Source organism: Streptomyces sp. NPDC001339 (genome assembly GCF_042895955.1).
Classification (GTDB): Bacteria; Actinomycetota; Actinomycetes; order Streptomycetales; family Streptomycetaceae; genus Streptomyces.
In genome coordinates this window covers 57353-80186 of sequence record NZ_JBIAWT010000018.1, presented here as the reverse complement: position 1 = coordinate 80186, position 22834 = coordinate 57353, and the positions used below count along the sequence as shown (strand labels likewise).

The 22834-nt window shown below is 71.0% G+C and carries 20 protein-coding genes; 11 read left to right on the top strand and 9 right to left on the bottom strand.

From position 1 onward, the window contains the following. Nucleotides 1–33 precede the first annotated feature (33 nt). Nucleotides 34–345 (bottom strand): peptidase, encoded by a 312-nt coding sequence (locus ACFY12_RS33620; RefSeq protein ID WP_390719763.1) that lies wholly within the window; start codon nucleotides 343–345, stop codon nucleotides 34–36. Nucleotides 346–529: 184 nt separating this feature from the next. Between ACFY12_RS33620 and ACFY12_RS33615 the strand changes: the two genes are divergently transcribed. The 4 genes from ACFY12_RS33615 to ACFY12_RS33600 all read left to right on the top strand — a co-directional run bounded on the left by ACFY12_RS33615 (nucleotide 530) and on the right by ACFY12_RS33600 (nucleotide 5147). Continuing rightward, nucleotides 530–2881, top strand: a complete 2352-nt coding sequence (locus ACFY12_RS33615; protein ID WP_390719762.1) for a serine/threonine-protein kinase — start codon at nucleotides 530–532, stop codon at nucleotides 2879–2881. Nucleotides 2882–3094: 213 nt separating this feature from the next. Next, nucleotides 3095–3409, top strand: coding sequence for a WXG100 family type VII secretion target (locus ACFY12_RS33610; RefSeq protein ID WP_390719761.1), 315 nt, complete (start codon nucleotides 3095–3097; stop codon nucleotides 3407–3409). A gap of 5 nt (nucleotides 3410–3414) precedes the next feature. Continuing rightward, complete coding sequence (locus ACFY12_RS33605; RefSeq protein ID WP_390719760.1) at nucleotides 3415–4542, top strand: WXG100 family type VII secretion target; 1128 nt, start codon at nucleotides 3415–3417, stop codon at nucleotides 4540–4542. Between the two features lie 14 nt (nucleotides 4543–4556). Next, on the top strand, nucleotides 4557–5147 hold the full coding sequence (locus ACFY12_RS33600) for a hypothetical protein (RefSeq protein WP_390719759.1): 591 nt from the start codon (nucleotides 4557–4559) through the stop codon (nucleotides 5145–5147). Between the two features lie 78 nt (nucleotides 5148–5225). Here the strand turns inward: ACFY12_RS33600 and ACFY12_RS33595 are convergent, their stop codons facing one another. Beyond that, entirely contained in the window at nucleotides 5226–5744 is a 519-nt protein-coding gene (locus tag ACFY12_RS33595) for an Imm63 family immunity protein (RefSeq protein ID WP_390719758.1), read from the bottom strand. A 397-nt stretch (nucleotides 5745–6141) separates the two neighbouring features. Further along, complete coding sequence (locus ACFY12_RS33590) at nucleotides 6142–6354, bottom strand: hypothetical protein (RefSeq protein ID WP_390719757.1); 213 nt, start codon at nucleotides 6352–6354, stop codon at nucleotides 6142–6144. 170 nt (nucleotides 6355–6524) lie between these two features. On the opposite strand from ACFY12_RS33590, the gene ACFY12_RS33585 reads away from it, so the two are divergent. Continuing rightward, nucleotides 6525–7367 (top strand): helix-turn-helix domain-containing protein, encoded by an 843-nt coding sequence (locus ACFY12_RS33585; RefSeq protein WP_390719756.1) that lies wholly within the window; start codon nucleotides 6525–6527, stop codon nucleotides 7365–7367. Beyond that, nucleotides 7349–7591, top strand: coding sequence for a DUF397 domain-containing protein (locus ACFY12_RS33580; protein WP_390719755.1), 243 nt, complete (start codon nucleotides 7349–7351; stop codon nucleotides 7589–7591). The genes ACFY12_RS33585 and ACFY12_RS33580 overlap by 19 nt, the downstream gene beginning before the upstream one ends. Before the next feature lie 289 nt (nucleotides 7592–7880). On the opposite strand, the gene ilvD is transcribed toward ACFY12_RS33580, so the two are convergent. The 3 genes from ilvD to ACFY12_RS33565 form a co-directional block, all read right to left on the bottom strand. Beyond that, the gene (ilvD, locus tag ACFY12_RS33575) at nucleotides 7881–9731 is read right to left on the bottom strand and encodes a dihydroxy-acid dehydratase (protein WP_390719754.1); all 1851 of its coding nucleotides are present in this window, start codon (nucleotides 9729–9731) and stop codon (nucleotides 7881–7883) included. A 239-nt stretch (nucleotides 9732–9970) separates the two neighbouring features. Then, on the bottom strand, nucleotides 9971–10795 hold the full coding sequence (locus ACFY12_RS33570; protein ID WP_390719753.1) for a sugar phosphate isomerase/epimerase family protein: 825 nt from the start codon (nucleotides 10793–10795) through the stop codon (nucleotides 9971–9973). A gap of 190 nt (nucleotides 10796–10985) precedes the next feature. Further along, nucleotides 10986–11927, bottom strand: coding sequence for a Ppx/GppA family phosphatase (locus ACFY12_RS33565; RefSeq protein ID WP_390719752.1), 942 nt, complete (start codon nucleotides 11925–11927; stop codon nucleotides 10986–10988). A gap of 94 nt (nucleotides 11928–12021) precedes the next feature. On the opposite strand from ACFY12_RS33565, the gene ACFY12_RS33560 reads away from it, so the two are divergent. After that, the gene (locus tag ACFY12_RS33560) at nucleotides 12022–13011 is read left to right on the top strand and encodes a hypothetical protein (protein WP_390719751.1); all 990 of its coding nucleotides are present in this window, start codon (nucleotides 12022–12024) and stop codon (nucleotides 13009–13011) included. A gap of 55 nt (nucleotides 13012–13066) precedes the next feature. Here ACFY12_RS33560 and ACFY12_RS33555 read toward each other — a convergent pair whose 3' ends face one another. Beyond that, on the bottom strand, nucleotides 13067–14965 hold the full coding sequence (locus ACFY12_RS33555; protein ID WP_390719750.1) for a sigma-70 family RNA polymerase sigma factor: 1899 nt from the start codon (nucleotides 14963–14965) through the stop codon (nucleotides 13067–13069). 246 nt (nucleotides 14966–15211) lie between these two features. Here ACFY12_RS33555 and radA point away from each other — a divergent pair, with 246 nt between their 5' ends. Together radA and disA are read left to right on the top strand one after the other, a co-directional pair. Then, nucleotides 15212–16633 (top strand): DNA repair protein RadA, encoded by a 1422-nt coding sequence (gene radA / locus ACFY12_RS33550; protein ID WP_390719749.1) that lies wholly within the window; start codon nucleotides 15212–15214, stop codon nucleotides 16631–16633. 329 nt (nucleotides 16634–16962) lie between these two features. After that, complete coding sequence (disA, locus tag ACFY12_RS33545; protein ID WP_390719748.1) at nucleotides 16963–18087, top strand: DNA integrity scanning diadenylate cyclase DisA; 1125 nt, start codon at nucleotides 16963–16965, stop codon at nucleotides 18085–18087. 374 nt (nucleotides 18088–18461) lie between these two features. Here disA and ACFY12_RS33540 read toward each other — a convergent pair whose 3' ends face one another. Continuing rightward, nucleotides 18462–19295 carry a hypothetical protein gene (locus tag ACFY12_RS33540; RefSeq protein WP_390719747.1) on the bottom strand — a complete coding sequence of 278 codons (834 nt, stop codon included), beginning with the start codon at nucleotides 19293–19295 and terminating at the stop codon, nucleotides 18462–18464. A 412-nt stretch (nucleotides 19296–19707) separates the two neighbouring features. On the opposite strand from ACFY12_RS33540, the gene ACFY12_RS33535 reads away from it, so the two are divergent. Continuing rightward, the gene (locus ACFY12_RS33535) at nucleotides 19708–20292 is read left to right on the top strand and encodes a phosphatase PAP2 family protein (protein ID WP_390719746.1); all 585 of its coding nucleotides are present in this window, start codon (nucleotides 19708–19710) and stop codon (nucleotides 20290–20292) included. A 97-nt stretch (nucleotides 20293–20389) separates the two neighbouring features. Here the strand turns inward: ACFY12_RS33535 and ACFY12_RS33530 are convergent, their stop codons facing one another. Then, the gene (locus tag ACFY12_RS33530) at nucleotides 20390–20968 is read right to left on the bottom strand and encodes a pyridoxamine 5'-phosphate oxidase (protein ID WP_390719745.1); all 579 of its coding nucleotides are present in this window, start codon (nucleotides 20966–20968) and stop codon (nucleotides 20390–20392) included. A gap of 365 nt (nucleotides 20969–21333) precedes the next feature. Here ACFY12_RS33530 and ACFY12_RS33525 point away from each other — a divergent pair, with 365 nt between their 5' ends. Continuing rightward, nucleotides 21334–22293 carry an A/G-specific adenine glycosylase gene (locus ACFY12_RS33525; protein ID WP_390719744.1) on the top strand — a complete coding sequence of 320 codons (960 nt, stop codon included), beginning with the start codon at nucleotides 21334–21336 and terminating at the stop codon, nucleotides 22291–22293. Nucleotides 22294–22834 lie beyond the last annotated feature (541 nt).

The following is a 22834-nucleotide window of genomic DNA, read 5'->3' as shown; positions in this document are numbered from 1 at the left end:
TCCGTTGCGGGAACCGCCAAGCGCCCGCCGGGCTCAGCTGCTGCAGCTCGGGGCGACCGGCCCGCTGCTGCCCGTCCGGACGTAGGCGTCGGAGATGTACTGGCCGGGTCCGATGTTGTCCCAGATGTCGGTGGTGCCGCACGGGCCGCTCACCCGCTCGCCGCGCCGCTGGCACTGGATCTGCACCCAGGCGCCGTCCGCCAGCTGCCGGACGACCGGGTTGGCGGTGCTGGGGCCCGTACGGACCTTGAGGCGGTAGCCGGGCGCGACCTGGAAGGAGCCTGGGCCGGCGGCCGCCATGACAGTCGCCGCGCCCTCGTCGGCGTGCTCGTCCTGAGTCGTCATTTCGTGTTCCCCGTTCCCCCGTTGGCGTTTTCGGATGTGTCGATTGTGTCGAAGTGTTGGTCGAATGTGTCGATGTGTTGCTCGAACGCTAGCAAGCATCGCTTGTCTCGTACGCGCCATCGATTAGGCTCCGCGCGTCGCACCTGCGACCGATATGCATACGGCAGGACACGGGGGTGGAACGATGCCGCCGCTGCGTGATCCCGGGGCCAGCCCGGAAGCGGAGCGTCCGGAATACGCCGGCCAATACCGTCTGGAGGCACAGCTGGGCTCCGGCGGTATGGGCGTGGTGCATGTGGCGCGCTCGTCGTCCGGACTGCTGCTCGCGGTGAAGGTCATTCACGCCGAATTCGCCCAAGACCCCGAGTTCCGCGGGCGGTTCCGGCAGGAGGTGATGGCCGCGCGGCGGGTCAGCGGGGCGTTTACGGCACCCGTCGTCGACGCCGATCCGGATGCCGGACGCCCCTGGATGGCAACCCTCTACATTCCCGGCCCGACCCTCTCCGACCAGGTGAAGCGGAATGGCCCGATGCCACCCGCCGAGGTACGCCGACTGGCCTCCGGCCTCGCCGAGGCGCTGCGCGACATCCACCGGGCCGGAGTGGTGCACCGCGATCTGAAGCCGGGGAACGTGCTGCTGGCCGCCGACGGCCCCAAAGTGATCGATTTCGGCATATCGCGGCCCTCGGACAGCGAAATGCGTACCGAGACCGGCAAGTTGATCGGTACGCCGCCGTTCATGGCACCCGAGCAGTTCCAGCGGCCGCGCGAGGTGGGCCCGGCGGCGGATGTGTTCGCGCTGGGGTCGGTGCTGGTCCACGCGGCGACCGGAAGCGGCCCGTTCGACTCGGAGAGCCCGTACCTGGTGGCGTATCAGGTGGTGCACGACGAGGCGGACCTGTCCGGGGTACCGGAGGAACTTGCACCGCTGATCGGCAGCTGCCTGGCGAAGGACCCGTCGGACCGGCCGACACCGGGCGAACTGATGGAGCTGCTACGCACGGACGCGATGCCGCCGGCCGCCCCGACGCCGGGAACGGACACGACGCCCGGCACGGACGCGACGTTCGGCACGGACGCGACCCCCGGCACCGGCGCGACGCCTGGCACGGACGCGATGCCCGGCGCGGACGCGATGCCGGACGTACGGATACCCGCCCAACGACAGCCGACGGACGGGCATCCGCACGCCGAACCCGACGCCCCGGCCCCGGCCCCCGTCTCCGCCCCTGCCCCCGCCCAGAAGACACACCGTGGCCACGGCCATGACCACGGCCATGACCGTGGCCATGGCCGTGACCGCGGGCGTGGCCATCGCCGCCCCCTGTGGGCCGCCGCGGCAGCGCTGCTGGTCATCGGCGCCGGAACGTTCGCCGGCGTACGGGCCCTGTCGTCCGGCGGCGCCGGATCGGGCGACGACGCCCTCCAGACGTACACTGCACGGCCCGCCGACGACTTCCGCCCCTGGCATGCCCAACTCGTCGACCGCCCCGCCGGCCACCGCTCCGAAATGCCGTTCTGCACGGCCGGTTCCGACGCCGTCTACTGCGTCCAGTCCGGGGTACGGGCCGCCCGCCTCGAAGCGCGCACCGGCCGGAAGGCATGGCTCCACACCGCCAAGGCCCACCCCACCATCGATACGCCACCCACGGCACCCGTCCTCTCCGGCGGCCTGCTCTACGTCTGGACGCCCGACAACCGCCGCCTCGACGCCCTCGATCCATCGGCCAAGGGCCAGGGCGCGACCCGCTGGAGCCAGGACCTGTCCGGCTACGAGGGCGGGGCCGCGGTCCTCGGCGACCGCATCCTGCTCGTCGCCGGGGACGGCACGGTCACCGCCCTCGACAGCACGACACACAAAGAGCGCTGGCGCAAACCCTTCCCCGGCGTCACCGCAGCCACGCTCCACCCTTCCGGCGACGGCCGCACCGTCTACGCCGTAGGCGCCGACGGCGGCACCAGCACCCCGGTCACCGCGATCGACCCGAAGGACGGCGCGCGCCGCTGGTCACGGCAGCTTCCCGGCACGCTCACCCTGGCCGGCGCCGGCTCCTCCGGCACGCTCTACTTCACGGCCGCCGCCGACCCCCGGCACCCCTTCACCACCACCGCCGTCGTCCGCTACGACCCGCGCACCCAGCGCACCAGCCGCCTCCCGCTCAGCGCGCCACTCGACGGCCCGGTGGCGGCCACGGTGAGCGGCGAAACGGTGTACGTGCTCGCCGAAGGCGGCCTGCTCCAGGCCCTCGGCGAACGGACCTGGGACACCGACACCTCCGTCAGCCGGGGCTCATCCCTCGTGGTGAGCGGCGACCGCCTCTACTTCTCCGCAGCAGACGGCCGACTGCTGGCCGTCGACACCCGCTCCGGCGCGGTGATCGGCCAGACCAGACCCCGTCTCTCCGCCGACCGCCACAACGGCTACCTGGAAACCCTCCCCGCCCCCCTACCGGACACCCGCCACGACCGCATCTACGCGGCCGCCCCCGACGGAACGATCTTCGCCGCGGACACCACGGCCCCGGCGAGTTGGTGAGGCCCGCACGGCCTGCCGACGACACACCGGCCGCGCACCTCCTAAACCAGGGCCATTGCCAGGGCCGTTTGCCACCCCATTACTCATTGCATCCCAAGACTTTCCCGTCCTTGTCACAGCCTTAATCCATAGATGGCACCCACCCGACCTGCCGCCCCTTAGCGTGTTCGACGGAGATCACGTTCATTACGGGAGCCAGTCGGGGGGCCAGTCATGGCGCACGAAAACTTCACCGTGCACCCGGAGAAACTCCGGGCGCTTTCCAAGGACTTCACGCACACGGGCAACCGGCTCGACGAACAGGTCAAGCACTTCGCCGACAAGGCGGAGAATGTGGACGACGCATTCGGCGTTCTCAGCGAATCCACCGAAGCCCTGGCGAAATACGTGGAGATGACGAAAGCCACGGTGCACAGCCTCCAGCAGCTGCGTCAGCAACTGGCCGGATACGCCAAGGGGCTCGACCACTCGGCCGCCACCTACGAGCACACCGACGCCCAGCACGCGACCGTATTCAAGGGGGCGTAGCGGCCGTGGCCGAGGAACAGCAGCACATCGAGAAGAGCTTCAACATCCTCAAGCCCGGCGGCAATCCCGAGGTACTCAGGAAGTGCGCGGCGGCATGGCGGCAGATGGCCCAGGACCTGCGGACGGCGGGCGCCGATCTGAACCGGCAGGTGGAGGATCTGGACGAGGCCGACTGGGGCGGGCGAGCCGCCGCCGGATTCCGCGCGCACTGGACGCACACGAAGCAGCAGATCGATCACGCCCTGCCCAACTTTCACGAAGTCGCCAAGGAGTTGGAGCAGGCGGCCGACCATATCGAGGACACCAACAAGCAGGTCGAACACGTCCTGGAAGAGCTTGCGGTCACAGCGGCCGTAGGCATCGGACTGACCGTCGTCACCGCAGGCTTCTCCGACCTGGTGGCCGCCGGGAGCGCGGCGGCCGAGGTCGCCGAAGCGGGCGTTGTTGTCGCACGGCTCGGCAGGGTCCTCAAGACGGTCGAGACAGCTCTGGAGAGCCTGCGGACCCTGATGCAGGGCAACAAGTTCCTGAAATTCGGCGTGGAGCTGGCGACGAACACCGCAGGGAACTTCACCGGAAATGTGCTGGGCCAAGCGTTCACCGGCCAGGAGATCACCTGGGGCCAGGATCTCCAGGACGCGGCGGTGGCGGGCGGCGTGGGCACGGTGTTGGGAGCGGGGGGCCGGGTGGCAGGGAAGAAACTGCCCGGAGCGCTCGGCGACATTGTCGGAGGCAAAGGCCTCGGGGGGAAGACTGCCGTGGGCGCGGTCACCAGTGGGGCCGGCCAGATGGCCGCCGACGGGGTCGATATCGCGGAGGGCGGCGCGGGCGGCAAGTCGAGCGACAGCATCATCCCCGACCTGATCACCAGCGCCGTCGGTGGCGCGGCGGGAGGTGCAGCGGTGCACGGTGGCAATTCCTGGTACAAGGAGGGCGGATTCGGCGGAGGCGGGAGGCACCGCGACCCCGAAACCGGTCCGAGCTTCGGCCCGGTGCGCGAGTCCGCCACCAATGGGACGGTGTACGGAGACGCCAACGCCAACGAGACCGATCGCACCGCCGACCATCCGGAAAGCCCATTCGACAAGCCCCGCTCCACGCTGACCGACCCGGACGGCGCGTACAAGGACTGAGGAGAGAGCCCAGAATGTGGCGGGTCTGGAAGAGCGTCCGCACCTACCGCGAGGACCCCGAATGGCGATACCGGAAGCGGGAGTCGCGTCAGTGGCTCGACGCGTTCGGCAAACCCGGCCATCCGTTCGGCACGCGAGGGAATCACGTAAAGCATGTGCTGGAAGGGCAGATACGCGGATACCAGGCAACGCTCTTCCACCTCGCCGCCGTGCACGACGGCGGTAAGCATCCCACCGATGTCAGCTGGTATTCGGTGGTGGTGCTGACTCTGCCCAGCGCCCTCCCCGCCACTTCGGTCTCCGTCGCCAGCCTGGTGCGCTTGCTCGGTACGGCCCCCCTCCCACCCCGCGCAGGCACCGCCGTCCACCTCCCTCCAGGCCGCAAGCCCCGCATGGTCGCGTGCTCCGTCGACCCCGCATTCGCCGAGCTCGCCCTCACCGAACGCGTCATCCGCATGACAGCCGACGCCAAGATGGGCTGGCGACTGCACGAGGACCGGATGATCGGCTGGATCGCGAACTACAAGCCGTACGAACGACTCATCGAGCTCGCCGAAGCGATGACGGATGTCATCGACGAGTTCCCGCCGACTTCTTGCCGTTAAGGAAGCTGCAATGCGGGGCAGGGTGGCGAGTTTTCCCAGTTCGGCAGCGAGGAGCCGTCCGGCGCGTCGCTGCGGGCATCAATACGGTTCGCGTAGCTTGTCGCGCAGTTTGCGCCAGTGCCGGGCGAGGAAGGACTCGTCGGCGGCTTTGATCGCGACCCAGCCATCGAGGGGGTGGGCGTCCACGTCCTCCAGCTGGACTCCCGGGCATCGCACGGGGATACCTGCCCGGAACTCCTCGGCCCACTGGTCGTCGAGAAGACGCAGGAGTTCGACTTGCTTGGCGTTCCAGCCGATCCGCGTGTCCCGGTCCTCGGGCCACCTGTCCCGCTGGCCCAGCTCCCAGCGCATGGCCATGGACCCGGTGGCCTCGAGGGCGACCCAGTGCATGGCCTCGTGAAGGTCCTCGGTGGTGGTGGGGCCGTACTTCACGCCGCGCTCCATCAGGGTCCAGTGGATGACCCCGTCGTGGACCTCGATCCAGGGGTAGGAGCCGTCGCGGATGGTGAACCCGACCAGGTCATGCCTGCGCCCGTCGCAGAGCTTCGCGGACATATCGTGCACCGCGGCTCGCACATCCCCGATCGTTATCGTCATAGCGACGATTATTGCACTTGACCGATCCGCAACGGAATCCGGTCGACGTGACACAGCAACGCCTTGCCCCTCCTGTCGAGATACTTAACGACTCAACCACCTTGTACGGATCCGTACGAGGTTCGGCGCCCTTCGTCGGCTCCTCTTCAGGGCCTCTTCAGGGGAGCCGCAGTCGCGTCAGCACGCCGCCCAGCGCTCTGCCGGTTGAGAGACGTGACGTGGTCGCTCAACGCGGCGGACACCGGGACGGGTTCGATGTCGTCCGGGGCCACGTCCCACTCCACACCGCCACCGATCGGACGGAGCTGGAAACAGTCCCGCTCGTGATCCATCACGCGCCCGATCCGGTCCCGCAGGCGGTCCCGTACGATCTCGCCCTTCCCGGGGACGTACCCGCTCACGACTGCGCGCTCCCGTCCCCGATGGCGGCGGCCAGCTTCCGGGCGGTCTGCGGGTTGCAGCGCCCCAGCTCGATCAGCACGGACGGCCGCTGAGCGCTGTACGTAACGAGGTCGACGCCCAGCGACGGCAGCACGATGCCGGCCTTCTTGAGTGCGGCGGCCAGCTCGTCGCACGCCGCCTGTGCTCCTGAGTTGGGTTCTGTGGTCATTTGGTGGTGCTCCCGTCTGCCGTTTCCCTGCATGGCGCGATCAGGCCAACTACCGTGAGTGGCCTGGCCATTACGAGGATGGACCGGCGGCAGGGCTTGCCCCCACAGATACGGGCCGTAGTTCCACGACCAGGGCCGTTAATTCCACACCTTCCGCAGAAGAGGTCGCCATGCCACCGAGGACAGCCGTCACCGGCCGAAGCCATGAGCCGCGCCGACGCTTCGCGGAGGAGCTGCGGTTACTGCGGGCGAAGAAGGGCAACAGCCTGCGGAAGTTGGGGGAGATCCTTGGCTGGGACGCATCGCTGTTCGGGAAGCTGGAGAGCGGAAAGACACTGGGGAGCCCGGAGGTGGTCGAGGCACTGGCCCAGCACTACGGGGCGGAGGATTGGCTGCTGACGCTCTGGGAGTTGGCGGTCGGGGATAAAACGCAGTTCAAGGAGCAGTACCGCCGTTACATGGCGCTGGAGTGCGAGGCGCTGAGCCTCTGGCACTACGCCGTGGGCGTCCTTCCGGGGCTGCTCCAGACCGAGGAGTACGCACGGGAAGTGCTCGCGGCAGGCGGCCTCACCGGAGCGGAGCTGACACAGCAGATCGAAGCGCGCATAGGGCGCCGCGATTTGCTGGCCGGAGATGACCCGCCGCAGTTCCGCACCATCCTGTCGGAGACGGTGTTCCGCACACCGCTGCGTGATGCAAGGGCATGGCGCGAGCAGCTGGACGTCCTGGCCGAAGCGGCCGATCAACCTCACATCACTCTCCAGGTGCTGCCTCACGGCCGCAGACTGCATTCCTTGGCGTGCACGGACGTGATGTTTCTCCGACTGTTGGACGGCCGCGTTGTGGCCTACACCGAGAGCGCGTTGCACGGCGAACTGGTCGAAGAAGCAGACCAGGTTGAGCGATTGCAACGCGCGTACGATGCTGTTCGCGACCTCGCGCTGACCCCAGACGAGTCGCGGAAGTTCATCGGGCAGATGTTGGAGGAAGTGCCGTGCGATCCATCGACCTGAGCACTGTCACCTGGCGCAAGTCCAGCTACAGCAACTCAGACGGCGGCCAGTGCATCGAGGTCGCCGACAACCACCCCGCCCTCGTCCCCGTCCGTGACAGCAAGAACCCCGACGGACCGGCGCTCGTCTTTCACGCGGCCGCCTGGGGGGCGTTCGTCACCACCGTCAAGCGGTCTCTGCCCGGAGCCGTAACAGGAGCCGTAGGTCATTTCCAGTCCGCGTAGCCGGGTTCCGACTGCCAGCCCTGTGGCGGCTCCAGGTACGGCGAGACGCGGCCGCACGCTGTGCAGGCCCATCTGCCGTGCAGGCCCTCGACGACAGCGCCGCATTCGCAGACGTGCGTGGTAACCGCGGCCAATGCGTCAGCGGGGCCAGGCTCCTCAACCATCATGGCGGCAGTATCTCACTGACCATAGCCATAATTCGGGCATTTGTTCTGCCGACTCGAGGGGCCGCCCAGCCGCTCAGTCCTGAGGGCCCCTCAGTCAGTCGGCCGGTCAGCCGGGCGGCCGCTCAGTCCAGCTTCGACACGTCCCGGACCGCGCCCTTGTCCGCGCTGGTCGCCATCGCCGCGTACGCGCGCAGGGCCGCCGAGACCTTGCGCTCGCGGGACTTGGGGGCGTAGACGCCGCCGAGGGCCTCCCGACGGCGCGTCAGCTCGGCCTCGTCGACGAGGAGGTCGATCGAGCGGTGGGGGATGTCGATGCGGATGCGGTCGCCGTCCTCGACAAGGGCGATGGTGCCGCCGGACGCCGCCTCGGGCGAGGCGTGGCCGATGGAGAGGCCGGACGTACCGCCGGAGAAGCGGCCGTCGGTGACCAGGGCGCACGCCTTGCCCAGGCCGCGGCCCTTGAGGAACGACGTCGGGTAGAGCATCTCCTGCATGCCGGGGCCGCCCTTGGGGCCCTCGTAGCGGATGACGACGACGTCGCCCTCCTTGACCTGCTTGGAGAGGATCTTGTCGACCGCTTCTTCCTGGGACTCGCAGACGACGGCCGGGCCCTCGAAGGTCCAGATCGATTCGTCGACACCGGCCGTCTTCACGACGCAGCCGTCCTCCGCGATGTTGCCCTTGAGCACGGCCAGGCCGCCGTCCTGGGAGTAGGCGTGGGCGGTGTCGCGGATACAGCCGCCCTCGGCGTCCAGGTCGAGGCTCTCCCAGCGCTCAGACTGCGAGAAGGCGGTGGCGGAGCGCCGGCAGCCGGGCGCGGCGTGGAAGAGTTCGACGGCCTCGGCGGACGGTGAACCTCCGCGCACGTCCCAGGTCTTGAGCCACTCGGCGAGCGACGCGGCGTGGACGGTGTGGACGTCCTCGTTCAGGAGACCGCCGCGGTGGAGCTCGCCGAGGATGGCGGGGATACCGCCGGCGCGGTGCACGTCCTCCATGTAGTACGTGCCGCCGGGGGCGACGTTCGGGGCGACCTTGGCCAGGCAGGGGACGCGGCGCGAGACGGCGTCGATGTCCTTGAGGTCGTAGTCCAGCTCGGCCTCCTGGGCGGCGGCCAGGAGGTGAAGGATGGTGTTCGTGGAGCCGCCCATGGCGATGTCGAGGGCCATGGCGTTCTCGAAGGCGGCGCGGGTGGCGATGTTGCGCGGCAGGACGGATTCGTCGCCGTCCTCGTAGTAGCGCTTGGTGATCTCCACGACCGTGCGTCCGGCGTTCTCGTACAGCGCGCGGCGGGCGGTGTGGGTGGCGAGCACCGAGCCGTTGCCGGGGAGGCTCAGGCCGATGGCCTCGGTCAGGCAGTTCATGGAGTTGGCGGTGAACATGCCGGAGCAGGAGCCGCAGGTGGGGCAGGCGTTCTCCTCGATACGGAGGACGTCCTCGTCGGAGACCTGGTCGTTGACCGAGTCGACGATCGCGTTGATCAGGTCGAGCTTGCGGACCGTGCCGTCGACGAGGGTGGCCTGACCGGCCTCCATCGGGCCGCCGGAGACGAAGACGGCCGGGATGTCGAGGCGCATCGCGGCCATCAGCATGCCCGGGGTGATCTTGTCGCAGTTGGAGATGCAGATCAGCGCGTCGGCGCAGTGGGCTTCCACCATGTACTCCACGCTGTCCGCGATCAGGTCGCGGGAGGGGAGGGAGTACAGCATGCCGCCGTGGCCCATCGCGATGCCGTCGTCGACGGCGATGGTGTTGAACTCACGGGGGACGGCGCCAGCGGCCAGGATGGCGTCGGAGACGATCCGGCCGACCGGGGCGAGGTGGGTGTGTCCTGGCACGAACTCGGTGAACGAGTTGGCGACGGCGATGACCGGCTTGCCGATGTCCTCGCTCGCTACGCCCGAGGCCCGCATCAGGGCGCGGGCGCCCGCCATGTTGCGGCCATGGGTAACGGTGCGGGACCTCAGCTCGGGCACGACGGGTCACTCCCTCGGGACGGGATACACGGATACGTAGCAGCTGAGATCGAGGTTACGCGCTTGATCCGGGATCTGGACACCGGCTCCGGTATGTGAGATGCGCGCCTGTTTGCGTATCCGGCACGCGACTGCCTGCGTATCCGGACGCGCCCGCTTGTGTATCGGCTCACGTACCCGGCACGTGCCCGTTTGCGTATCTGTTTACGTACCTGCCAGGCGCCCGCTTGTGTATCGGCTCACGTACCCGGCACCCGGGACGGCGAGGCCAGGTGGAGCCGGGTGAAGGCCAGCGCCTCGGCCAGGTCGGCCTCGCGTTCGGCGGCGGACATCGCGCGACGGGTATTGACCTCGATGACCACATGCCCGTCGAAGCCGGTGGCGGCCAGCCGCTCCAGCACCGCGGCGCAGGGCTGGCCGCCGCGGCCCGGCACCAGGTGCTCGTCCTTCGCAGAACCGTTTCCGTCGGCGAGGTGGACGTGTGCCAGGCGGTCGCCCATCCGCTCCACCATCGCCAGCGCGTCGCTGCGCGCGGTGGCGGTGTGCGAGAGGTCGACGGTGAAGTGCCGGTAGTCGTCGTTGGTGGGGTCCCAGTCCGGGGCGTACGCGAGCATCTCGCGGTCCCGGTAGCGCCACGGATACATGTTCTCGACGGCGAACCGTACGTCCGTCTCCCCGGCCATCCGCCACACCCCGCGGACGAACTCCCGGGCGTAGCTGCGCTGCCAGCGGAACGGCGGGTGCACGACCACGGTCGAGGCGCCCAGCTTCTCGGCGGCCGTACGGGCGCGCTGGAGTTTGGTCCAGGGGTCGGTGGACCAGACCCGCTGGGTGATCAGCAGGCAGGGCGCGTGCACGGCCAGGACCGGCACACCGTGGTAGTCGGAGAGCCGGCGCAGCGCCTCGATGTCCTGGCTGACCGGGTCGGTCCACACCATGACCTCGACCCCGTCGTAGCCCAGCCGCGCGGCGATCTCGAAGGCCGTCGCCGTCGACTCCGGATACACCGAGGCCGTGGACAGCGCGACCTTCGCACCGGGGATCCGCACCACTGGCTCTGTCACGAGGGACAGGGTACGGGCCGGGGCTGTGCACGGGGCAGGAGGTCGGAGCGGATGCGTTGCAGGTCACTGCGCCGCCGGCGTCGGCAGGCGGATGCGTTGCGGGTCACTGGGCCGCGGCGTCGGCGTCAGCAGGCGGATGCGCTGCGGGCCACCGGGCCGCGGCGTCGGCAGGTGCAGGTGCAGGTGCGGGTCACTGAGCCGTAGGCGTCGGCAGATGGTCCAGCCGCCGCAGGATGACCCCCTCGCGCAGCGCCCACGGGCAGATCTCCAGCGTCTCGACCCCGAGCAGGTCCATCGCCGCCTCGGCCACCAGCGCCCCGGCCAGCAGCTGCCGTGCGCGCCCCTCGGACACCCCGGGCAGCTCCGCCCGCTCCTCCACCGGCATCCCGGCCAGCCGCGGCACCCACTCCTCCAGCTTCTTGCGGGACAGCTCACGCTGGACGTAGAGGCCCTCGCCGGAGCGCGCCGCGCCCGCGATCCGGGCCAGCTGCTTGAAGGTCTTGGACGTGCCGACGATCTGGTCGGGGGTGCCGTAGCGGCGGAATTCGCTGACCACCTTGGCGATCTCGGCCCGGACCTGGCGGCGCACCGCCCGGACGTCCTCGGGGTCCGGCGGATCGCCCGGCAGGCCGTGCGTGGTCAGCCGGCCGGCGCCGAGCGGCAGCGAGACCGCCACGTCCGGGTCCTCGTCCAGTCCGTACGCGACCTCCAGCGAGCCGCCGCCGATGTCCAGGACGAGCAGCCGGCCCGCGGACCAGCCCAGCCAGCGGCGGGCGGCCAGGAAGGTGAGCCGCGCCTCGTCCTCCCCGGAGAGCACCTGGAGCTCCACACCAGTCTCCAGGTCGACCCGGCGGAGCACGTCCTCCCCGTTGGTGGCCTCCCGGACCGCGGAGGTGGCGAACGGCAGCACGCTCTCGACGCCCTTGTCCTCGGCCACCTGGAGCGCTTCCAGGACGGTGGCCACCAGGCGCTCCACCCCCGCGTCGCTTATGGCACCGTCCTCGTCGAGGAGTTCGGCGAGGCGCAGCTCCGCCTTGTGCGAGTAGGCGGGCAGCGGGCGCGCGCCCGGGTGTGCGTCCACCACCAGCAGATGGACCGTATTCGAACCCACGTCGAGGACACCGAGTCTCATAGGGGGCAACCTACTGCGCGGCCGACACCCTCCTCTCGGCACGGGTCGCCCGGTGGCGCCATAGGCTGCACGCGGCTCCCCGTACGCTGGACCCGTGGCAAAGACGAAAAAGGCGAAGCACGAGAAAGCCGAGAAAGCGCTGAAGAAGGCAGAAAAGCAGCGCGCCCAGGCGGCCGAGGGGAACCAGCCCCGGGCCGACGAGGTCGGACTCGACTTCGCCCGCGCCTGGGTCACCTTCCCCGACCCGGCCGATGACGAGCAGCTCTTCCGCTGCGACCTGACCTGGCTGACCTCCCGCTGGACCTGCATCTTCGGCAGCGGCTGCCAGGGCATCCAGGCCGGCCGGGCGGACGACGGCTGCTGCACACTCGGCGCGCACTTCTCCGACGAGGAGGACGAGGAGCGGGTCGCCCAGCACGTGGCGCGCCTCACGCCCGACCTGTGGCAGTTCCACGACGTCGGGTCGGAGACCGGCTGGACCGAGGTGGACGAGGACGGCGAGCGGCAGACCCGCCGCTGGCAGGGCTCGTGCATCTTCCAGAACCGCCCCGGCTTCCCGGCCGGCGCCGGCTGCTCCCTGCACATCCTCGCGCTGCGCGAGGGCCGCGAGCCGCTGGAGACCAAGCCGGACGTCTGCTGGCAGCTGCCGGTCCGCCGGACGTACGAGTGGATCGACCGGCCGGACGACACCAAGGTGCTGGAGGTGACGATCGGCGAGTACGACCGGCGCGGCTGGGGCCCGGGCGGGCATGACCTGCACTGGTGGTGCACATCCGCGACCTCGGCGCACGGCGCGGGCGAGCCGGTGTACGTCACGTACCGGCCGGAACTGACCGAGCTGATGGGCGAGAAGGGCTACGCCAAACTCGCCGAGCTGTGCGAGGAGCGGCTGGCATCGACGCTGCCGATGGCGCCCCATCCGGCGGATCCGCTGCCGCTGCTGCCGCTGCAGCCGCTCCGGAAGGCCGAGAAGGCTGACAGGGCCGAGAAGGCTGACAAGGCTGGCGGGGCCCGGAAGTTGGACAGCGAGGACAAGCCGAAGAAGGCCAAGAAGACCAAGAAGCCGAAGGAGCCGAAGGAGTAACCTGCCGGGCTTACGGGGCTTACGTGGCTTACCGGGCTCAGCTGATCGGCCGGGCTCAGCGCGCCGGGTGTGCCGTGCTCCACGGGTTCGTGGTGGAGACGGTGGGGCCGGTCGGGGCCGCCGGGCCGGTCGGGGCCGCGGTCGGGCTGGATGTCGGACGCGGCGGGACGGGCGTGGGAGTGGGCGTGGGCGTCGGGCCGGCCGTGGGAGGCGTGGCCGTCGGCCTCGGCGCCGGGCGTGAGGGGGCCGGTGTCGGGTCCGCGGGCACCGGGGGCCGGCGGCCGGGGCTCTGATCCGTCGGTCCGTGATCCGTCGGACCGTGATCCGTCGGACCGTGATCCGTCGGACCGTGATCCGTCGGACCGTGGCCCTCCAGCGTGACGGCGGTGTCGCCGGGCTCGATGGCGATCCTGGCCCGCCAGTAGCCCTCCGGCTCCCGGTCATGGTCGACGTAGACCGTGATCGTCGTGGTCTCCCCCGGCCGCAGCGAGCCCGCGGTATGGCTCATCTGGAGCCAGGGCGCGACCGCCGACGCCCGCCAGCTCAGCGGCTCACCGCCCGAGGCGCTGAGCGTGACGACCGTGGTCCCGCCGCTGGGCTGGGCGGCCACCGTCAGCCGCCCCGGGCCCTTCCTCGCCCGCCGGCCCGCGTTCCCGGCCCGCAGCGGGGTGCCGTCCTCCCCGATCACTTCGACCGACACATCGGGCGTCCCCCCGTCCCCTGTCGTGTACCCGGGCTCGGGCGTCGTCCGGGCGTTGCCGGCGTTCTCGTACGGGCGGCCGCCGAGCCGCGGGCCGGTGCCCGTGTCGTTGGCCGTCACCGAGGGCACGCCGTCCGCCACCTCGGATGCGGCGGGTGCCCCGCGGTAGGCCGCCCAGAGGGCGAGCACCGGCGCCGCGACGACCGTGGCGACCACCGTCGTGGTCAGGGCCCGGGCGCGCAGCCTGCGCCTGCGGGCGGCCCGGTCCGTGGGGGCGCCTACGGGGAAGCCGTTGCGGTCGTAGCGCGGAGAACCGTTTGCTCCACGCGTCCGGCCACCGCCGCGTCCGGCACCGGCCACCCCCTCGGCACGCCCCGACCGCGAGCGCCGGGCCGCCGCCAGCGCACCGAGTACGGCCTCCCGTTCCGCGCTGACCAGCGGCAATGCGCCCTGGGCCACCGGCGCGGTGCCCGGCCAGGTCCCCGGTACGGTGGCCCGCTCGGCGGTCCGCCGGCACACGGCGCAGTCGTCGACGTGGCGTACCAGCTCCCGGCTGAGCGCCGCGCCCAGCAGCGTCCGGCTGTCGCCCGCCAGCCGTGCGACTTCGCGGCACCGGCCGGATTCGACGACGGCGAGCGCCGCCCGGGTCCGTTCCACCTCGCAGGACGCGGTGGCCAGCAGGGCGCGGGTGGCGATCGGGTCGGCGCCGAGCACCGCGGCGACCTCGTCGGCGGAGAGGCGATGACGCACCGAGAGTTCCAGCGCCTCGCGCTGCCGCGGCGTCGTACCGGCGGCCTCCGGCCAGGCCAGGGCGGCCAGTTCGCGCTGCCGCCGGCCGGCGTCGCCCGGCCCCTTCGCGCCCGGCGCCTTCGCGTCCATCCGCTTGGCGTCCGGCGCCGCCCGTTCGGCGAGCCGGCGCAGACAGGCCCAGCGGGCCAGGGCGTAGAGCCAGGAGCGGTGCAGCCCCGGATCGGCGGGGCGCCGGCCGCGGTGCCGCTCGGCGAGCGCGAGCACCTCGCCGAGCACCGCGGTCGCCGCGTCGTGATCGCACAGGACGGACAGACAGTAGGTGAACAGCCCGTCCAGGTAAGGCTCGTAGCCGTCGTCGCCGTCGTCCTCGCACCCGTCGGGAGCGGGGTGCCCGTCGGGGGCGGGCGGGTCGTGCGGCTCAGTGGATCGCGGCCGGCGCCGGTCGTCGCCGCGCGACCGGTGTGCGCCGGTGGAGTGCGTGGGGTGCTCGGGCCTGCTGCTCATCACCCCGGCGACGGTAGGGGGATGATGCAGCCGGATCTGCACTCCCGGGTATCTTTTAACCCATACGGGTGACCTTCTCCCTCAAAAGAGGACACGGACCCGTCCGTTCTTGAGGTGTACTCGGCGTACGCCACCCACTCGACGCAAGCAGACGCCGCACGGACGCGCTGCGACTCGAGGGCGCCCATCGCAAGGTCGGGACCTCCGCGCGGGGGCGCTGTCAGACCCCACCGCTACGGTGACTCCATGGCAACGCGTAAATCGTCGGGCAAGGAGCGCCCCTCCTACCGCTGCACCGAATGCGGCTGGACCACGGCCAAGTGGCTCGGCCGCTGCCCCGAGTGCCAGGCGTGGGGCACGGTCGAGGAGTTCGGCGGCGCCCCCGCCGTGCGGACGACCGCGCCCGGCCGGGTCACCGCCGCCGCCCTGCCCATCGGCCAGGTCGACGGCCGGCAGGCCACCGCCCGCTCCACGGGCGTGGCCGAGCTGGACCGGGTGCTCGGCGGCGGCCTGGTCCCCGGCGCCGTCGTGCTCCTCGCCGGCGAACCCGGCGTCGGCAAGTCCACCCTCCTCCTGGACGCCGCCGCCAAGGCCGCCTCCGACGACCACCGCACCCTCTACGTCACCGGCGAGGAGTCCGCGAGCCAGGTGCGGCTGCGCGCCGACCGTATCGGCGCCATCGACGACCACCTCTACCTCGCCGCCGAGACCGACCTCTCCGCCGTCCTCGGCCACCTCGACACCGTCAAGCCCTCCCTCCTCATCCTCGACTCCGTCCAGACCGTCGCCTCCCCCGAGATCGACGGCGCCCCCGGCGGTATGGCCCAGGTCCGCGAGGTCGCCGGCGCCCTGATCCGGGCCTCCAAGGAACGCGGTATGTCCACCCTCCTGGTGGGCCACGTCACCAAGGACGGCGCCATCGCCGGCCCCCGCCTCCTGGAGCACCTCGTCGACGTCGTCCTCCACTTCGAGGGTGACCGGCACGCCCGCCTGCGCCTGGTCCGCGGCGTCAAGAACCGCTACGGCACCACCGACGAGGTCGGCTGCTTCGAACTGCACGATGAGGGGATCACCGGCCTCGCCGACCCCTCCGGCCTGTTTCTCACCCGCCGCGCCGAACCGGTGCCCGGCACCTGCCTCACGGTGACGCTGGAGGGCCGCCGCCCCCTGGTCGCCGAGGTCCAGGCGCTGACCGTCGACTCCCAGATCCCCTCGCCCCGGCGCACCACCTCCGGCCTGGAGACCTCCCGGGTCTCGATGATGCTCGCCGTCCTGGAGCAGCGCGGCCGGATCAACGCCCTCGGCAAACGCGACATCTACAGCGCCACCGTCGGCGGGGTGAAGCTGACCGAGCCCGCCGCCGATCTCGCCGTGGCCCTCGCCCTGGCCAGCGCGGCCAGCGACACCCCGCTCCCCAAGAACCTGGTCGCCATCGGGGAGGTGGGGCTCGCCGGCGAGGTCAGACGGGTCACCGGAGTCCAGCGCCGGCTGTCCGAGGCCGCCCGGCTCGGCTTCACCCACGCCCTGGTCCCCTCCGACCCGGGCAAGATCCCCGACGGGATGCGGGTCCTGGAGGTCGCCGACGTCGGGCAGGCACTGAGCGTCCTGCCCAAGCGCGTACGCCGGGAGGCCCCTCGGGAAGACCGGGACGCCGCGCGGGAAGGCTAGGGGGCCCGGTAGGAAGGCGAGGGGCCGTAGGCGGGGAAAGAAAGACAGGGAAGGGAAAGACCAGGCCCCGTAGGAATGCAGGGGCTTGCAGGCAAGCGGGCGGGCAGGTGAGCAGGCGGGCAGGCAGTCGGGCAGGCGAGCGGGCAGGCAGGCGAGCGGGCGCCTGGAAACGAGGCCCCACGGGAAGAGGGCGTACGCCGGTAGACTTTTCCCTGGTCCCGCCCGTCCCCGCAGAATTGCCTGTCGGCCACGTACGCTCCGCTGGTACGTCGAACCGCAGCATGGGCGGGCGGCCTGCGGACCGAGCGACCTTGCGACGGAGGAGTGCAGTGGCAGTCAACGACCGGGCATCGACTCCCGGCAGGTCCGGTGGCACCTCCGGCACCGAGAGCCTGATGCGCGCCTCGCTCAGCGCCGTCGCTCCCGGTACCGCCCTGCGCGACGGTCTGGAGCGCATCCTCCGCGGCAATACGGGCGGCCTGATCGTGCTGGGCTTCGACAAGACCGTCGAGTCCATGTGCACCGGCGGCTTCGTCCTCGACGTCGAATTCACCGCCACCCGCCTTCGCGAACTCTGCAAACTCGACGGCGCCCTCGTCATCGACAAGGACATCACCAAGATCCTCCGCGCCGGCGTCCAGTTGGTCCCGGACGCCTCCATCCCCACCGAGGAGACCGGCACCCGCCACCGCACCGCCCAGCGCGTCTCCATCCAGGCCGGCTTCCCGGTCGTCTCGGTCAGTCAGTCCATGCGCCTGATCGCCCTCTACGTCGACGGCGAACGCCGCGTCCTGGAGGAGTCCGCCGCGATCCTCTCCCGCGCCAACCAGGCCCTGGCGACCCTGGAGCGCTACAAGCTCCGTCTCGACGAGGTGGCCGGCACCCTCTCCGCCCTGGAGATCGAGGACCTGGTCACCGTCCGCGATGTCACCGCGGTCGCCCAGCGCCTGGAGATGGTCCGCCGCATCGCCACCGAGATCGCCGAGTACGTCGTCGAGCTCGGCACGGACGGACGGCTCCTCGCCCTCCAGCTCGAAGAGCTGATCGCCGGCGTGGAGCCGGAACGCGAACTGGTCGTCCGCGACTACGTCCCCGAGCCCACCGCCAAGCGCTCCCGCACGGTCGCCGAGGCGCTCGCCGAGCTCGACTCCCTCACCCACACCGAGCTGCTGGAACTCCCCATCGTCGCCCGCGCGTTGGGCTACAGCGGCGCCCCCGAAACCCTCGACTCCGCGATCTCCCCCCGCGGCTTCCGCCTGCTGGCCAAGGTCCCCCGCCTTCCCGGCACCGTCATCGACCGTCTCGTCGACCACTTCGGCGGCCTCCAGAAACTGCTCGCCGCCAGCGTCGACGACCTCCAGACGGTAGACGGCGTCGGCGAGGCCCGCGCCCGCTCGGTCCGCGAGGGCCTCTCCAGGCTCGCGGAGTCCTCCATCCTGGAGCGGTACGTCTAGGGCCTACCTGCACGAGGGCTCGATCTCTACGCCGAGCGGTACGTCTGGCGATAGGGCCTGTTTCTACGCCTTTCTACGCCGAGCGGTACGTCCAGGGCCTACCCCGCCCTGCCCGGGTGGGCACACCCCACAACACCCGGCGGGAACACTCCCCGCCCCCGCCACGTTGTGGCCTACCGGGGGGCCTTGCTCCCCCTAGGGAATCCGTTCGACTTCCCCCTACGGGACACCCCCGCCCACCCCCTACTACAGGCCCCCCGGCGCTCCGGCACCCCGACGCCGCTCCGCTCAGCGCCCCCGACACCGCCCCACCGAGCACTGAGCACCGAGCACTGAGCACTGAGCGCTCAGCACTGAACCTTGATGCGCTCCGCTCAGCTTTCATCGAGCACGAACGACGTACGGACCGCCTTCAACCCCGGCACCTTCGCCTCGATCACATACTTGCCGTTCGGCACCAGGGCCGAACTCGGCGTCACACACTGCGGGCTGCTGGCCCGGCGGTCCCACTCGATCGTGCGCTTCACGGAACCCTTCGCCGGCACCTCCAGCAGAGTGGGGGCCGTACCCGAGGGGCAGTCGTTCGAGGCCCACACCCGGTCGTCACCCGACGCGTCGGTGATCGTCAGCACGGACGCCTTCTGCCCGAGGTCCACCTTGCACGCCGCACCATCGGCGTTCTTGACCGTCAGCTCGAACTTCGGCTTCCCGTCGGGTGCGTAGGAACTCTTGACGCTCTCCAGCTCCAACTCCACCTTCGGATAGGCGCAGTTGGGCAGCTTCGAGTCGGCCGGCACCACACTGCCGGAGCCCTGACCGAGGGCGCCGCCCCCGGAACCGCCCGATCCGGCGCCGCCGGAGCCGGATCCACCACCGGAACCGCCGCTACCGCCGCCCGAAGCCCCCGAGCCGCCGCCGGAACCGGAGCCCGAGCCGGCCTCCCCACCGCCGCTCGACTCATCGCGCCCGCCCGGCTTTTGACTGATCGCCGGGCCGCTGGAGGAAGGCCCCGGCGTGATGGACGTCGCGGGCTCCTTGCCGCGCGCGCCCCCCTTGCCCTCGTCGCCGCCGTTGGCACTGTCGCCGCCCAGACTCAGGACCCACACGATCAGAAGCACGAGGAGTACGACGATGGCCAGCGCAACGGCCCTCCGCCGCCAGTAGATGGAGGAGGGAAGCGGCCCGATCGGATTGCGCAGTGATCCCACGCGGAAACTCTACGAGAGATCCGCAGTCACACCGGCCACTACCCGCCGCATCAGGCTGCAACTTTTCACATAATCCGCTCGGCACCGCCATCGCGACCGCCTTTCCCGCCCTCACACCCTGATGCCCCGTTAGCCAACACCTACCCCCCTCCACCACCAGTCCACCCCCAGACGCCCCCACCGCCGATCAGACGCGTACGGACACGCCTCCGTGCGCACGAACACACCTCCGTACGCACGGACACGCCCCTTACGGACGTACGGGCACACGCCCCTCACCGGCGTACGGGCACACGCCCCCGAACAAGGCGCACCCTCGAATTCGCCATCCCTACACTCCACGTTCATCAGACGTGCCTTGCGACGTTCATCCACCGCCCCCGGCCGGCCCGGAAACGTACGCTCATCGGTCATGAACAGCACCAGCCTCTACCGCGACATCACCGACCTCGCACACGACGCACCCAACTGGCTCCGCACCCTGGCCGACATCGGCACCGAGGCCGGGATCCTGCTCCTCATGGCCGTGGCGGTCGTGGGGTGGTGGCGGGCCCGTAGCGGTACGGCGCGCTCGGTCGCACTCGCGGTACTGGTGCCGATAGCTACCGCCGTCGCCTACCTGCTGAGCGAGATCGTCAAGAGCGTGGTCGACGAGGAACGGCCATGCCGTGCGGTCGCCGGGGCAGCCGCCTCGATCGTGCGGTGCCCGCCCGAGGGCGACTGGTCCTTCCCCAGCAACCACTCGACGATCGCCGCGGCACTGGCGGTGGGCATCGCCGTCGCCTGGCGGGCCGCCTGCTGGCTGGCCCTGCCGGTCGCCCTGCTGACCGGCTTCTCCCGCGTGTTCGTGGGCGTCCACTACCCGCACGACGTGGCGGCCGGCCTCGCCCTGGGCGCAGCCGTGGCAGCCCTCACCGCCGCCCTGCTCAGCCGTCCGGTCACCAACCTGGTGCACCGCATGCGCTCCGGCCGCTGGCGCGTACTCGTCAAGGCGTAGATACGAGGCACATACGAGGCACAGACGGCCGAGGCAAAAACAGTCGAGGCGCGATCAGCCGCCCTACGGGCCTCCGGCCGTCCCCCCCCCCCCCCGCTTACTCGTCCGCCGTCCGCCGCCACTCCTCTTTGTGGCCGAAACCTTGTCCGTTGTCGATCAGCCGCAGCCAGTCGGGGCGCAACTCCCACAGGGTGGTGCGCTCCAGGGCGGTACGCAGCTGATCGCTCGCCTCGACGAAGGGGAAGCGCTCCGTGTAGACCCGCCAGCCGATCGCCCGCTCGGCGCCGGTCAGCACGCGGCAGCGGCCACGCCCCTGAAGCCCCGTGAGCCCGCTCCACTCCTGGCCGTCCCGCTGCGCCGTAAACGCGACCCTGGCGTCACCGGGCCCACCAGCGCCGGCGTCACGGGGCTCACCGGCACCGCCCGGCCCGGGCCCGGCCAGAGCCCGGCCATGCCGGGTCGTGACCGCGGTGACGAAGTACAGCTTCACCCCGCCCTCCGTGGCATCCATGGCGTACAGCACCGCGCAGGCCTGCGGCCCGTCCTCGTCCACGTACGCCAGTGTCAGCGTCGTGTGCACGGCCAGCGCCCGCCGGATCGGCTCCGGAACCTTCACCGGCACGCCGCCCGGGTCGTTCGTGTCACCCGGGGCGTTCGTGTCACCTGTCTTCGCCATGTCCGCCCGCCTTCGTCGTGCCCGTCATGCCGCCGTCGCGCCCCTCATCCCTCAGCCCCCATGTCGTCCGCCGTCGCCGCCCCTGAGCCTCATGTCGTCATCCCTCAGCCCTCATGTCGTCCACTGTCGCGTGCCCGCGCGCCGACAGCCTCTGCCCGCATCCTCTCCTCGCGCGTCCCGCATCCTCGCGCGTCGCCTCCAATATCTCGGCAACGATTACAGAGAGTTATTAGTTCCCTTCGTTACGTACCGCCGGTAGCGGCCACCCGTGCGTATGCGGCCGTCCTGCGTGCGGGTGGGCGCGCGGCGGGGCGGGCCCGGTGCGTTTCCGGGGCGCGGGGGAACGTGCCAGGATCGGCGGTGCCATGACTTCGACGCCTGTCACCTCTCCTGCCCCGACCGCCGCCGCCGAGACCGCCTCCGCCGCCGTTCCGGCCGCGGGGGCCGCAGACGGGACCGAGCTGCACGGCCCGGTCACCGACTGGTTCGACGAGCACGCCCGCGATCTGCCCTGGCGCCGCCCCGAGGCGGGCGCCTGGGGTGTGATGGTGAGCGAGTTCATGCTGCAGCAGACTCCGGTCAGCAGAGTGCTGCCGGTGTACGAGCAGTGGCTGGCCCGCTGGCCGCGCCCCGCCGACCTGGCCGCCGAGGCACCCGGCGAGGCGGTACGGGCCTGGGGCCGCCTCGGCTATCCGCGGCGCGCTTTGCGCCTGCACGCCGCCGCGTCCGCCATACAGGAGCGGCACGGCGGTGACGTACCGCGCGAGCACGGCCAGTTGCTGGCACTGCCCGGTGTCGGCGAGTACACCGCCGCCGCGGTGGCGTCGTTCGCGTACGGGCAGCGGCACGCGGTGCTGGACACCAATGTGCGCCGGGTGTTCGCCCGCGCGGTGGCCGGCCGGGAGTACCCGCCGAACGCCACCACCGCGGCGGAGCGCAAACTCGCCCGTCAGCTGCTGCCCGGGGACGAGCATGTCGCTGCGCGCTGGGCGGCGGCGACCATGGAGCTGGGTGCGCTGGTGTGCACGGCGCGCTCCCCGGAGTGCCACCGCTGTCCGATCGCCGCGCAGTGCGCCTGGCGGCTGGCCGGTTCCCCGGCGCACGACGGTCCGGCGCGGCGCACCCAGACGTACGCGGGGACCGACCGCCAGGTGCGCGGCAAGCTGCTCGCCGTCCTGCGTGAGTCGGTGACACCGGTACCGCAGGTGGTGCTGGACGCGGTATGGGACGAGCCGGTGCAACGGGCCCGGGCACTGGACGGGCTGGTCTCGGACGGTCTGGTGGAGCCGGTGGGCGGGGGCCGGTACCGGCTGCCGCTGACTTAGTCACCCGTTCCGGGTCACCCGTTCCGGGTCACCCGTCCCGGCTCAGTCACCCGTTCCGGCTGCCGCCGGCCCGGTGTCGGCCGTCTCGTCGTCTGCCGCCGGCCTGGCCGGCTGCCTCGTCGTCTGCCGCTGGCCTGGCCGGCGGCATCGGCCGGCTGACGTTGCCGGTTGCCGCCGCCTCACACGTACGCATACGTACGTGCACATACACGTGCACGTACACACGCGTACGCACGCGTACTCACACGCAGCTGTAGCTGTACCCGTGCTGCCGCCGTCACGCGGCTGTCACAATTGCCAGGATGTGGGGGCGGCCGCTGCTGCGGCGGCCGTGCCCGGCCCGCTGCCGCTCCGGCTCCTGAGTCGCCGTCAGCCACTGGGCCGGCACAGCTGAAAACGTCTCGCCCTGACGTGACGCCGTTCGATCGCAGCCTCGGAACACGGCCTCGGAGCGCGCGTAGACCTTATGACGGGCCGCACGTCCGTCCGAAGGATGACGCGCGCAAGCCCCCCGTCCGTCCGAGGTATGACCCCCAGCGGG

Coding starts and splice junctions, on each gene's coding strand:
- ACFY12_RS33585 (WP_390719756.1), top strand. CDS start 6,525: ATGCCACCGAGGACAGCCGTCACCGGCCGAAGCCATGAGCCGCGCCGA.
- ACFY12_RS33525 (WP_390719744.1), top strand. CDS start 21,334: ATGACTTCGACGCCTGTCACCTCTCCTGCCCCGACCGCCGCCGCCGAG.
- ACFY12_RS33610 (WP_390719761.1), top strand. CDS start 3,095: ATGGCGCACGAAAACTTCACCGTGCACCCGGAGAAACTCCGGGCGCTT.
- ACFY12_RS33615 (WP_390719762.1), top strand. CDS start 530: ATGCCGCCGCTGCGTGATCCCGGGGCCAGCCCGGAAGCGGAGCGTCCG.
- ACFY12_RS33530 (WP_390719745.1), bottom strand. CDS start 20,968: ATGGCGAAGACAGGTGACACGAACGCCCCGGGTGACACGAACGACCCG.
- ACFY12_RS33535 (WP_390719746.1), top strand. CDS start 19,708: ATGAACAGCACCAGCCTCTACCGCGACATCACCGACCTCGCACACGAC.
- ACFY12_RS33555 (WP_390719750.1), bottom strand. CDS start 14,965: ATGAGCAGCAGGCCCGAGCACCCCACGCACTCCACCGGCGCACACCGG.
- ACFY12_RS33600 (WP_390719759.1), top strand. CDS start 4,557: ATGTGGCGGGTCTGGAAGAGCGTCCGCACCTACCGCGAGGACCCCGAA.
- radA (WP_390719749.1), top strand. CDS start 15,212: ATGGCAACGCGTAAATCGTCGGGCAAGGAGCGCCCCTCCTACCGCTGC.
- ACFY12_RS33590 (WP_390719757.1), bottom strand. CDS start 6,354: ATGACCACAGAACCCAACTCAGGAGCACAGGCGGCGTGCGACGAGCTG.
- ACFY12_RS33595 (WP_390719758.1), bottom strand. CDS start 5,744: ATGACGATAACGATCGGGGATGTGCGAGCCGCGGTGCACGATATGTCC.
- ACFY12_RS33565 (WP_390719752.1), bottom strand. CDS start 11,927: ATGAGACTCGGTGTCCTCGACGTGGGTTCGAATACGGTCCATCTGCTG.
- ACFY12_RS33620 (WP_390719763.1), bottom strand. CDS start 345: ATGACGACTCAGGACGAGCACGCCGACGAGGGCGCGGCGACTGTCATG.